A 12704-nucleotide genomic window follows, 5' to 3' on the forward strand; every position below is an offset into this window, starting at 1 on the left:
GTCAAAACCTTTCTAGTTTATTAAGGATAAGTTGTTGTTTAATCAGCAGCTGTACAGCTGCTGATCGTGAGTGTTTTTGGTGGGCAATAATACTGCAAATCGGCCGCCTTGTGGGAACAAATGCACCGAACGCAGGCAAATCCATACACCATTCGGGCCATTCGAATCGCTCTGGAATGATTAAATCACGTTCAGCATAAACGATTTGATAGCCGCTCTGCGGGGGCGATTGTAGGGGCGACTTCAGTCGCCCAGCTTCTGGTGACTTGGCGACTGAAGCCACCCCCACAAACGCTCCCTCACAGGATTGAATATGCCGAGCCAGCAAACCCTGATCATATAACTGCATACTGGCTGAGGGCCGTGGATTGATTTCCAGAACATAACTGCAATCATCCGCATGAATAAAATCCAGCGAATTCAATCCCTTTAGCGCAAACACCGGAACCATCTGCTTTAGCCAAGCCGTTATCACCGCTTTGTGCGCATCCGACAAATCACAGCTATTGCTCACGCCTGAAAAAACAAATTCCTGAGCCTTACTTAAACGCACAGACCACTGGCTATTAAAGCCGACGACTTGCACTTGCTGCCCGTCAGCCAGAAACAGTACCGAATGTAACGTACCTGCTTGAAATTTTTGCCAGTAAACCGAATTATCGACACTGTCATCAGCCTGATAACGCCTTATCCCGACACCACCCTGTCCTTGCATAGGTTTAAGCAACCAACCCTCTACGCAATCAGGCGCATCAAAAACAACCTCAGGGTACGGAATGTTTAACTGCTTCAGTGTCGAAAAAAACGCCTGCTTATCCAGCTGCCCGGAAAAAACATCGGGATCATTGCCCAGCAACACCAATCGGCTATTCAGATAATGCAAGCTTTGGGGGAAACATTCAAAACCGCTGCCGTAAATGACATCGGTGACAGCATAGCGCTCGATAAAATAATCTACGGCAGGAGCCAAGTCTCGCTCGGCCAATGACTTTACCTGACGGAAATCTTCCGCTAAAGCCTGCATGTCCAGATCGGCAAACAGGTCAATGACCAGGGGCTTCAAGCCAATAGTGGTCGCCGCCTGCGCCAGCATGCGTCCTGAACTGGCAACAATCAGTACCGTTTCCATAAGTCAGATGCTAGCCCACAAAAACATCCCCTCCACTGTTCCGCGCACTGGCAACAACAAAACTCAAGTTATCGAAATGCGCAAACTCCTGTCTGGCCTGATGGGTGATTGATTCCGCCAACTCGGCCCCGTCAATAGCGCAAAACCCGGTCGGCCCCCATGAGGTTTGACCGATAGCAACCGCACCTTGCCGTTCCAGCCATTGCATGGCCGCCGCAACTTCGGGGCTGGTAAAAACGCCGCCCTGAGCCGAGGAAAAATGTTCGCCAACCGAGCGTTGCAGCTGGCTGATCACATCGCCAAATTGAATAATATCGTTTTCGGCCACCGCAGGCAGACCCTGCATCAGCAATAGATAGCATAAGCGTGCCGCTTCCTGCTGGGGAAAAGGCGGCAGCTCTTTAAATGCCTGTATTTCCTGCTGACCGTGCAGACCCTGACCGCGCTGATCGAATACCAGAATAAACCGCCAGTCGTCCGGTACATCCATGTGCGCCAGCACCGGCGGGGTGATGGTTTTTTCGCCGCGTCCGCCATCGACAACCAGTCCGCCCTGTTCAAAAACGCCGATGCCGATGCCGGAGCGCAACCCCCGATCGGTCACAGCGGCGATTTCGCGCACGCTAAGCCCCAAGCCGTAAAATTCATTCAGCGCCTCGCCGATTGCCAGCGACATTTGCGTGCCTGAACCCAAGCCCACATGCTCCGGGATCGCGGCTTCAATGGTTATATTGAGCTTGTCGGATACGTGCAGCGCCTTACACAATAGGGACACACACTTTCTTGCCCGCTGTGCGGCAGGGCCGGTAATGGTCAGTTGCTCGGCGCCGGTTACCGACAGGCTGGTGCTGATTTCATTAAGCGCAACACCGATGCTGCCGAAATGTCGGCCTAATGATCCGCTTAAATCGATAAAGCCCATGTGCAATCTGGCAGGGGCAATGACTGAGACTTTAGAATGTTGGACTATCAAAGGTTATGGCTGTATTTATGCTGCAAAAAATTGCTCGAAGTATACATGATCGGCCTATCGGCTGCGAACTAAGCGCAGATCGCGTTCATCAATTGAACCAAATCGTCCATCATCAAATCGCACAGCTCAATGGTCTGCGGATCGACCGGCGCTGTCGACGGTATAAACGCCGAAACAGCTCCCGCTCTAAATGCCGCCAGAATACCGGCATGCGAGTCTTCAATCACCAGGCACCGACTGATATCCACTTGCAATACTGCTGCGGCTTTTAAAAAAATATCCGGCTCCGGCTTACCATGCTGAACGTGATCGCGGCTGATAATGACTGAAAAAACCTCTTTGATCCCGGCCAGTTCAAGGCATTCCAGCGCATTAACCGCCCGACTGTTAGTTGCCAAACAATAGGGTATTTTTTGCCGGATCAGCACGTCCAGCAATCCGCTAAAGCCGTACTTGATATTGATGCCGTGGACATTAACATGATCACGCCAGCAATCGCCGCTGAGCCGGTTAAAACTTTGCAGGTCAAATTCGGCCCCGCAATAGGCTATCAGTTTCAGCGCTATATCCTGATAATGCAGCCCTGACAACGACCGCCAGAAATCTTCGGAAAAATCGTAGCCCATTGCACTTGCAGCCTGTTTCCAAGCGACAATGTAAGTGCTCTCGGTATCCAAAACCAAACCGTCCATATCGAAAATAACCGCAGCAAAATCAGCTAACTTATGCACTGAATAACCTTGATATATTCCCCGTGCGCTTCACGGCTGGAGCCGACTACAATACGCTGAACGCCCTGTTCCGATTGTTCCAGAACGCCCGACACTTCGACCCTTTCGCCGCTGACGGCCTGCCCTGTATAGGTCGCCGTAAAGCTGACGATAGCACTGATCTGCTGATGATCTATTTTAAATTCAGCCGGATAATCGAATGAGTGACTATCGTCAATCACCCTGCACTGCAAGCTAACCGCACCGTATTTTTGATAACTGATAGTCCCAGAACTTGCGCTATCATCGATAAAATTCAAATCGAATTTCCGCCCGTCGATCACGGCCTTGTTGCATTTACGCCGTTCGTGCCAGACATAGTCATCGAAACTCAACTCGCATGACCGGCGCGCGTAAGATTGCTGCCAATCCTGCTCATTCAGTTCTTGCAACTTTCCCAATCCAATAAGCTTGCGGGTAATGGCCCTGCATTGGTGAAAAACCTCCCGGTCGTAACAAACCAGATCCATATCCGAAGCTTGGTTTTGAACGCCAACCAATATTGACCCCGTGATTCCGGTTTGCATTAAATCCAGCCCGTGCTGCCCAAATAACCCGCACAACCGGAACAAATCCCGCTCGACAGCATCATGCCGCATTGATTGCATCAGCTGCTGCAATCGGTGTTTGGGTTGATGATGCTTGACGACCCGGTCTACGGCGACCGCATGCAAATGCGCATCCAAGACCGGAGAATAATGCAGATAATCGGGGTGGTTGTGTTCGAGGAAGTCATTAGCCTCTACGGTCTGATATTTTTTCCAGCCGCAAGGTTCGCGCACATAACGTAAAAAACACAACACCTTGCCATCTTCCAGGCCCCGCTCTACCACAGCGAAAATAAGCCCTTCAGCGGTTTCAATGAAATCTTTGGCAAAAAACATGATTTGGAAATAAGTGGAAGGAAAGCGTAAATGTAAATTTTAACCGATGTTGCCTCATCTAAGGAATTTTTACCACGGCGGTCGACTGACCGCGTTCCGCTAAGTAAGTATGGCCTGTAAAGGCGCAATAGCAGCTTTATCGCGTATTGCGCCCTACAAATTGCGCCTCACCACGCTGTTGCTCTGTACGAAAGGTTTTGCGTGGTTAAGCCTTAAAAATTGACAGTAACAGTCGCTCGCACCATTCTCGGTTCGACAGGGTGTTTCATGATATCCGTCTGCGGTGTGGCTCCGGCGGGATAGGCATATTGATAAGCGTAGGCAATATCGTTGGCGGTCGAGTCGAAAATATTGAAAATATCAAAGTCCAGCTTATATTTTTTCTGTTTGTAACCCGCACCCAAATTGACGATGCTGGTAGAGCCGGCCCAATACGTACCCGACGAATCTAGCGGCATGTCGCCAAAATGGCGGAAGCGTACCGTGCCGAACAGACCGTTAGGGGCAACCACGGTAGCGCCGGTTGTAATGACCCTGCCCACCGAGTTGGGCACATAGTTGTTGACTTCACCGTCTGGAGTCGTCACATAACGCGTCGAAGTCAACGCAAAGTCGGCATCCAGCGTCAACCAATCGGTCGGCTTGTAGTAATTGGTCCATTCAACGCCGTAACGATGGGATTTTCCGCGCACCTCGGTTGTGCCGGCATCGCCGGAAAATACCAACTCCTGATTGCTCTCCAGCCACCATATTGCCAGGGTGCTATTCAAGCCTTTGATAAAGTTGCTGCGAATGCCGGTTTCAGCGCCGCGCGACTGGGCCATAGGCGAGATCTTGGCGGTACTGCTGTCTAGTGCGGCACCTGTAGCCGGATCAAATTGCAGCGTAGTGCCGCGCGCATCGTTGGAGTGGTAGCCGAAACCGCCATTGACAAAGTATTCGGTATTGAACCAGGGACCGATAATCAGGCTTAGCTTCGGACTGACTAGCGCTTGCCCTGCATTGCCTGAATTTGCCGCATTCACCTGAGGATCATGCATGGCCGTGTCGAGCACCGTGACATCGTTATGGATAAAATTCCCCCTTAAACCGGCGATGGTGCGCACTTTTTCATGCCAATAGGTCTGGTTTTTCAGATAAACGCCGGCAGTGGTCTCGCTGACATTGCTGTGGCTGACAACATCTACCAGCTGCCTAGCCTGAGTGCGATCCAAACCCAAGCCCATGATTTCATCGTGACGAAACTGAAAACCCACAGTATTGTCCATATCAAAACCGAACAGCTTGTTATAGCGGGTATGTTCGACATTGCCTCCGGTTTGCACCCGACGTTCAAACTGGTGTAACTGGTCGCCGTTAACCGGGTTGTCCGCATAACCGGTAGAATTGGAATAGAGGTTTACATCGTAATAAAGCGCATAGATATTGGCGTCATTTTTCCAGTTATCGCCTTTGTTCCAAAGATTGGTTGAAAAGCTGTAGCGGTTGGTTTTGCCGCCATCCGTAGGATCCATCGTGCCGTAAAGGCCGAGCGTGCCGCTACCGACCAAGGCTTGAGGGATCGGATTGGTTGCGGTCCAGTCGTTGGTATAGCCCTTCCCGTTAACCGACACCCCCCAGTCTTCCTTATCGAGCGTGTACCGCAGCATGCCGTTGAATTTTTTCGAAGCCTCCGGCTGCTGCCAGACGCCGTCGTAGAAATTAAATTCGCCGGCGTAAAGTAAGTCTCCGCTGCCGACTTTGTTGGAATTGGCTAGCAGGGTGCGGTAATAACCGAACTCGCCGCCGGTAAACTTCAAAATGCCTTCAGGCAATTTGTCCATCGAGAACATTTTCGAATAACCGGCTGATGAAAAGTCGCCGACTTCCGCATAATACGGTCCCTTGCCGTATTCAATCTTCTTGACCAGTTCGGGAATGACGCTATTGATGTCCATATAGCCCTGCCCGTGGGCATGCGTGGGCATGTTCATCGGAATGCCGTCGACGTAAGTCGTAAAGTCGGTGCCGTGGTCGAGATTAAATCCGCGCAGGAAATACTGATTAGCCTTGCCGGATCCGCTGTGCTGGGTAGCTACAGCGCCGGGAATAACTTCCAGCAGCTCGCCGTTACGGGAAAGCGGACGGTATTCAAATTGTGCCTGACTGACTTCGCCCTGAGATGCCGATCCGGTTATACCGATCAGGTCTTTTTCTCGCCCTGCTTCGACGACTATTTCATCAAGTTCCAAAGGTTGAGAGTCGGCGTTAACCATCGCGCAGTTAAGAGCCAGAAAAACACCGATACCAACGCAGATTGTAGCGTTTTGCTTTTGTTTGACATGCATGGCAGATCCTGTTCTAACTGCCAAGCTGGACATGATAACCCTCATATCGGGAAGATTTTTCGGGGTTTCCTGCGGATGTAACTGGGTATTAAAATCCGTAACTAATAATGGGTCGAAGATAAAATTTTGCATGTGTCCTCTCTGCGCCGCCCGCGCATAATGGTTGATTTACACAACAGAGGACAATAGAAAACGAGAGATGACGCAAACGCGAAGCTGCACTGTCACTTTCGCAGACAGCCCTCCGCTGTACCGAATTAAACTTTCGGGCCGGTCTCCGGGCTTATAAGTGGCGTTAGCCTGAATCATCACCTTCCCATGCGTGAACACAGTGGCATCCCGATGAAACTTTACTTATATACCGTTGCGGGGGCAGCGTCGGATTCGGTCAAAACCTTACCGACTTCCCGTTTAACCATTGGGTCTGAAAAACCCTCCGGAACCTGAAAGCAGAAATGATTATAAGATTTTGTTTTGATAAAGCAAATTTACGGCGTACTGCCTAACCCTGTAAAAAGTTACTCATTCGTCAGATAATCTCCCATTGCTGTTGAATTAAGCCTTCATTAGCAATGCCTCAACGCTTGCTAGTTTTTTATCGAGTGAATATACTAGCCCGGTAAAATTTGCTTTAGGTATTCATGGACTATCGTCCGCAGAATTGAAACGGGAAGTCGGTGAGTTTGCTTAAGATGCAAACAAAACCCACGCTGCCCCCGCAACGGTAAACAAGTAAAAGGTTGGCAAACGCCACTGTGCGATGCATCGGAAGGCGCTAACATAGGGCAACCGGCCGGTCGCCCCTACTTGTGAGTCCGGAAACCGGCCTGAAGTGATAATCGAATTTGTGCGCGGAGGGCGCTCAGATGGATTGCTCTCTTCGCGTCCGTCCTGCACTTTCTCCCTCGTACAGATTATTCCTGCCGGTAACGCGCTTGCGTTAGCGGCTTTGCTGTCTCTTTATCCAGGAGAAACCCCATGTCATCAACACCTGTTTTGCTTGATAACGCTCAAACTCAAGCCCGTTCCGAAGCTTTAAAAGACAAAATATTTCCTGCCATGCTGGTCGGCATGTTGGGCTTGGCACTGTTGTATGCCGCCGGTTTTTCTGACATTGCACCCTTACATAACACTGCACATGATGGACGACATTCCGCCAGTTTTCCGTGCCATTAATATTTAATCTGACTACCTTCAGAGAGCTGCTTACTGCGGCTCTCTGGACCGGCTTGCTGGCGGGTTTGTTGCTAACTGCCGTTCAGCAAATTCAAGTCATCCCGACCTTGCTCCAGGCCGAAGTGTACGAAGAACAGGCCGCAGTCGTTGCCACTACGGAAAATAGTCATAAATATGAAGCATGGCAGCCTGAAAACGGCTGGGAGCGGACATTTTTTACGGCGGTAGCCAATATCGCCTTGGGCGTTGGTTTTGCCTTGCTGATTGGCGCGATCATGTGTTTGCGCGGCCGTCCGGACAACTGGCGCATGGGGCTGCTATGGGGACTGGCGGGCTACACAACCTTTTTCGTCGCGCCGTCTTTAGGATTGCCGCCCGAAGTTCCCGGCACAACAGCTGCCGAACTGACAGATCGACAAAGTTGGTGGCTGATCACTGTACTCGATACCGGCTTCGGGCTGTCATTACTGGCTTTTGCCAAAACCAAAACGTACCGGTTTTTCGGTGCGGTGTTACTGGTATCACCCCATTTAATCGGTGCTCCGCAACCGGAAGTTCACGGCAGCGCCGCGCCTGCCGAATTAGCACAATCCTTTATCGCCGCTACCGTTTTTGCCAACGCTGTTTTTTGGCTGGCACTAGGCGGTTTGATGGGACAGTTTTACCAAAAAAGATCATGAGAACCCACGACAAACATGTCTTGATGTGTACCGGCTCGCGCTGCTCTGATGACAACACCCCACTGTTCCAACAGCTGGGTCAAAAAATCGATGCCCGCCCCCATCTTAAAATAAAACGCACCCGCTCAAACTGTTTTGCGGTCTGCAAAAACGGCCCTATCCTGGTCGTTTATCCTGAAGGCGTCTGGTATTCCTGTACCGACGAAGCAGTGCTGGAACGCATCGTCAGCGAACATCTGGAAAATGACATCGAAGTCAGCGAGCACGTTGTTCACCGCCTGGGTACCGGCGATGTCTGACGACTGCATGGATGCAGGAGGTACGACCCCATGGACGGGGAAGGTAGAGCAACGCATGGAGCGGTTGCCGAGAGCAATGCAGGGAGCAATTGCCGATATAAACCGACCTATTGCATTACTGACCCACGCACCCAACGATCTGATGGTGCTGCAAAGCGCCCTGGCGCAAATGCCGGAAGGTTTCCCGCAATGCACCGGTATTAACTTGCAGGCACTGGAAAGCGATGCGCAAATGGCCGAGCTGTTGGCGCATCAGCTTACTCCAGCCCGTATCGTCGTGCTGCGCGTGTTGGGGCGTCTCGGCAGCGTGCCCGGCTTTGCCGATCTACTGCGTCAGACTAAAAAGCAGGGGCAGCACTTGATCGCGATCAGCGGCACCGGCGAGCCTGACCCCGAATTGGCGGCGGCATCCACCGTATCATCCGATGTGCTGCATCAGGTACAGGCCTATTTTCAGGCCGGCGGCAGCGTCAATATGGCGCAACTGCTGCGCTACCTTTCCGATCATTTTTTGCTGACCGGCTTTGGCTTTGAACCGGCTGTCGATTTGCCCGAACACGGCATTTATCATCCTGATCTGTCCCAAGGCGCCAATATAGACGACTGGCTTGCGCTGCGAACTCCAGACAAGGCCAGCATCGGCATCGTGTTTTACCGCGCCCACTGGATGAGCGGCAACACGCGTTTTATCGATGCGCTGGTTGACGCTTTGGAAAAACGCGGCCTGAACGTATTGCCCGTATTCACCTCGTCATTACGCGCAGGTCATAGCGAGAATACGTTACCTAAAGCCTTGAGTTATTTCAGCGGCCATCAAGGCACACATATCGACGTGCTGATCAACACCACCGCGTTTGCGATGGGCGAAATCACCCCCGGCGGAGCCACACCCGCAGGCTGGTCGGTGTCGGTGCTGGAGCAACTCAATGTGCCGGTACTGCAAGCCATCACCAGCGGCATGATGCAGCACCAGTGGGAGCAATCGGCGCGCGGCCTCAACCCGCTGGATGCGGCAATGAACGTGGTATTGCCGGAATTCGACGGCCGCATCATCACCGTGCCGCTGTCGTTCAAGGCCAAAGCCTCCGGCCCGTCGAACGAACTGGTCGAATACGAACCTCTGCCGGATCGGGTCGCGCGTATTGCCGGTATCGCCTCGCGCTTTGCACGGCTTAAACATCTGAACAATGCCGACAAGCGCATCGCCTTTGTGTTCACCAACTCCAACAGCAAGGCCTCGCAAATCGGCAACGCGGTCGGACTGGATGCACCGGCGTCATTGATGCGGATACTGCAAGCCATGCAAACCGCCGGTTATAACATCGGCGAACTGCCGGACCAATGCGCCGGGAGCGCATTGGGATGCGAAAGCACCCGAAGGGTGAAGCACTTGGATGTGCTTCATCAAAGCGGCACCGCGCTGATACATGATCTGATCGACCGTTGCGCTTACGACAATACCTATCTGACTACCGAACAGCTAAGCCATGCCGTCGGCCGCGTATCGGCCGCCCAATATCAAGCATGGTTTGACGATCTGCCTATTGAGATGCAGGACAAAATGACCGCGCAATGGGGAGATGCGCCGGGCGAAGCCTATGTGCATGACGATCATATCGCGTTGGCAGGCCTGGAACTGGGCAACAGCTTCGTCGCATTGCAGCCGCCGCGCGGTTACGGCATGGATCCCGACGCGATCTACCACCAACCCGATTTGCCGCCCACCCACCATTACTATGCGCTGTATCGCTGGTTGCGCGACGAATGGAAGGCCGATGCGATTGTGCATGTCGGCAAGCACGGCACGCTCGAATGGCTGCCGGGCAAAGGCGTTGGCTTGTCGGAAAACTGTTTCCCCGACGCGCTGTTGGCCGACATGCCATTGTTTTACCCGTTCATCATCAACGATCCCGGCGAAGGCGCACAGGCCAAGCGCCGCGCCCATGCGGTCGTTGTCGATCACCTGACGCCGCCGATGACCACCGCCGACACTTACGGCGCATTGGCGCAACTGACCCAACTGGTCGATGAATATTATCAGGTGGAAGTGCTCGATCCGACGAAGTTACCGCTGTTGCAGCAGCAGATCTGGGACTTGGTCAAAGAAACCAACCTGGATGCCGACTTGCAAGCCCGGCTGTTGCACCATGACCATGACCATGACCATGACCATGATCACGATGACGACCATAACCATCATGGACATCATCACGACCATGACGATGATTCTCATGATCACGAGCATCACGGCCATGACCATCATGAGCATGAACACGATGATGATCACCATCATGACGATAGCGAGGGACACCGTGATCATCACAGTCACCATGATCATGCACATGACGAACATCATCACGATCATAACGATGAACATGCGGAGTGCCACCACGGGCACCATCATGACTACGATCCAGATCATCACCCTCAAGAAGACGGCCTGCCCGAACTGCTGACCAAAATGGCCGGTGCCGATGTCGCGCATTTGATCGAAGATCTGGACGGCTATCTGTGCGAACTGGGAGCGGCGCAAATCCGCGACGGTTTGCACATACTCGGACAAGCGCCGGAAAACGAGCAACGGGTAGATATGCTGGTCTCGCTGACCCGCTTGCCGAATCAGGACATCCCCGGACTGCCCATTGAAATTGCGCGGTTATTCGGCCTGAGCATGGACGCATTGCTAGAGCATCAGGGCCGCCGATTGGATCAAGCAAATGTCGAACTTGAAAAACTGGCTGGACGGCCTTTGCCTACCCACGCCGACGTACTGGAAACCATCGAATTATTAAGCAAACGCTTATTCACTGAATTACAGATACACGCTTACTCCGAATCAGCCATAGACCTAGCCATCAGCAAAACCTTCGGCAACAGCACTACCGATTGCAACCCGATAAAACAAGTGCTGAACTTTGCCTGCCAAGTACTGGTGCCCAATCTTACCCGCGCCACCGACGAAATCGATAATTTGCTGCGCGGCCTGTCCGGCGGTTACGTACCCGCAGGCCCCAGCGGGTCGCCGACTCGCGGCATGGCGCATATCCTGCCGACCGGACGCAATTTTTACTCGGTCGATCCGCGTAGCGTACCCTCTCAATCCGCCTGGCGTGTCGGCCAGCAACTCGCCCATGAAGTGCTATCGCGCTACGTCCGCGAAACCGGCGATTATCCCGAGAGCGTCGCGATCAGCATCTGGGGCACCAGCGCGATGCGCACCCATGGCGACGACGTGGCGCAGATTTTAGCGCTACTCGGCGTGCGCCCGGTGTGGCAGACTGAAAACCGCCGCGTGACCGGCGTCGAAGTCATCCCGCTGGATGAATTAAAACGCCCGCGTATCGATGTCACGACCCGCATCAGCGGTTTTTTCCGCGACGCTTTTCCGCAACTGATCGATTTGATTGACGACGCCGTTAATGCCGTGATTGCGCTGGACGAACCGCTGTCGCAGAACTTTGTGCGCAAGCACTATCTTGCCGAACTGGGCGACTGGATAGGCCAAGGCCTGTCTGAAGATGAAGCCTCGCAGCGCGCCGCTTTCCGCATCTTCGGCGCAAAACCCGGCAGTTACGGCGCGGGCATATTGCCGCTGATCCAGGAAAAAAACTGGCAGGCCGATACCGATTTTGCCGAAGCCTACGTCAACTGGGGCGGCTATGCCTATGGGCGCAGCCAGCAGGGCGATGATCAACGCGACGCGTTCCGTACTCGCCTGTCCGGCGTTCAGGTAGCACTGCATAACCAGGACAACCGCGAGCACGACATTTTCGACAGCGACGATTACCTGCAATTTCACGGCGGCATGATAGCCACCATCCGAGCCTTGACCGGATCGCAGCCGCGCAAGTATTTCGGCGACAGCCACGATCCGTCACGGGCGCAAGTGCGCGATTTGAAGGAAGAGACCTTGCGGGTGTTCCGCTCGCGCGTGGTCAACCCCAAGTGGCTGGACAGCATCCGTCGTCATGGTTACAAAGGCGGCTTGGAGTTGACCGCGACCGTCGATTATCTATTCGGGTACGATGCCACCGCGCAGGTCATGGACGACTGGATGTACGAGCAAGTCGCCGAAACTTACGCGATAGACCCGGAAATGCAGCGCTTCCTCGAACAAGCCAATCCGTGGGCGCAAAACGCGATAGCCGAACGCCTGCTGGAAGCCGCGACCCGCGGCATGTGGGCCGAGCCAAAGCAGCAAACGCTGGACGCGTTACAAGATTTATACCTGCATAGCGAAACCTTGCTGGAGGCGCGCGGCGAAACACCGCGCGGGGCATAATGATTTTTTGTCCACGAAATACACGAAAAGCACGAAAATATTCATATAGCTGTCAAGATTCCATTAACACCAAAATGACCTTGACGCTGGAGTGCAGGCTTCGCCTGCTTTGGCAAGCAAAGCTTGCACTCCGGTCAGTTCCTGCTAGCCAAGAACTCCAGGAGCTGGTTCCCAAGCTCCTGCT

At 53.1% G+C, this 12704-nt stretch carries 9 protein-coding genes and 2 riboswitches; of the genes, 4 read left to right on the forward strand and 5 right to left on the reverse strand.

Annotated elements, in window-relative coordinates:
• Position 1 precedes the first annotated feature (1 nt).
• From ABXJ76_RS11540 to ABXJ76_RS11560, 5 genes are all read right to left on the reverse strand, one after another.
• Positions 2–1129 (reverse strand): ATP-grasp domain-containing protein, encoded by a 1128-nt coding sequence (locus ABXJ76_RS11540; protein WP_432740633.1) that lies wholly within the window; start codon positions 1127–1129, stop codon positions 2–4.
• A 10-nt stretch (positions 1130–1139) separates the two neighbouring features.
• Positions 1140–2102, reverse strand: a complete 963-nt coding sequence (locus ABXJ76_RS11545) for a beta-ribofuranosylaminobenzene 5'-phosphate synthase family protein (protein ID WP_432740634.1) — start codon at positions 2100–2102, stop codon at positions 1140–1142.
• Positions 2103–2170: 68 nt separating this feature from the next.
• Positions 2171–2833 (reverse strand): HAD family hydrolase, encoded by a 663-nt coding sequence (locus ABXJ76_RS11550; protein WP_432740635.1) that lies wholly within the window; start codon positions 2831–2833, stop codon positions 2171–2173.
• Positions 2821–3756 carry a hypothetical protein gene (locus ABXJ76_RS11555; protein ID WP_432740636.1) on the reverse strand — a complete coding sequence of 312 codons (936 nt, stop codon included), beginning with the start codon at positions 3754–3756 and terminating at the stop codon, positions 2821–2823. The genes ABXJ76_RS11550 and ABXJ76_RS11555 overlap by 13 nt, the downstream gene beginning before the upstream one ends.
• Before the next feature lie 212 nt (positions 3757–3968).
• Positions 3969–6215 carry a TonB-dependent receptor gene (locus tag ABXJ76_RS11560; RefSeq protein ID WP_432740637.1) on the reverse strand — a complete coding sequence of 749 codons (2247 nt, stop codon included), beginning with the start codon at positions 6213–6215 and terminating at the stop codon, positions 3969–3971.
• 119 nt (positions 6216–6334) lie between these two features.
• Positions 6335–6545, reverse strand: a riboswitch (cobalamin riboswitch).
• 154 nt (positions 6546–6699) lie between these two features.
• Positions 6700–6928, forward strand: a riboswitch (cobalamin riboswitch).
• Positions 6929–7061: 133 nt separating this feature from the next.
• Between ABXJ76_RS11560 and ABXJ76_RS11565 the strand changes: the two genes are divergently transcribed.
• Genes ABXJ76_RS11565 through ABXJ76_RS11580 form a run of 4 tightly spaced genes read left to right on the forward strand, consistent with a single transcriptional unit; the run spans position 7062 to position 12520 of the window.
• Positions 7062–7259 (forward strand): CbtB domain-containing protein, encoded by a 198-nt coding sequence (locus tag ABXJ76_RS11565; protein WP_432740638.1) that lies wholly within the window; start codon positions 7062–7064, stop codon positions 7257–7259.
• Positions 7250–7939 (forward strand): CbtA family protein, encoded by a 690-nt coding sequence (locus ABXJ76_RS11570; RefSeq protein WP_432740639.1) that lies wholly within the window; start codon positions 7250–7252, stop codon positions 7937–7939. The genes ABXJ76_RS11565 and ABXJ76_RS11570 overlap by 10 nt, the downstream gene beginning before the upstream one ends.
• A complete protein-coding gene (locus tag ABXJ76_RS11575; RefSeq protein WP_432740640.1) occupies positions 7936–8238 on the forward strand; it encodes a (2Fe-2S) ferredoxin domain-containing protein in 303 nt (100 codons plus the stop codon). Before ABXJ76_RS11570 ends, ABXJ76_RS11575 begins: the two co-directional genes overlap by 4 nt.
• Positions 8231–12520 (forward strand): cobaltochelatase subunit CobN, encoded by a 4290-nt coding sequence (locus tag ABXJ76_RS11580; RefSeq protein ID WP_432740642.1) that lies wholly within the window; start codon positions 8231–8233, stop codon positions 12518–12520. Before ABXJ76_RS11575 ends, ABXJ76_RS11580 begins: the two co-directional genes overlap by 8 nt.
• Positions 12521–12704 lie beyond the last annotated feature (184 nt).

Origin of the sequence: Methylobacter arcticus, assembly GCF_050917435.1 — a bacterium.
Lineage (GTDB): Bacteria > Pseudomonadota > Gammaproteobacteria > Methylococcales > Methylomonadaceae > Methylobacter_A > Methylobacter_A titanis.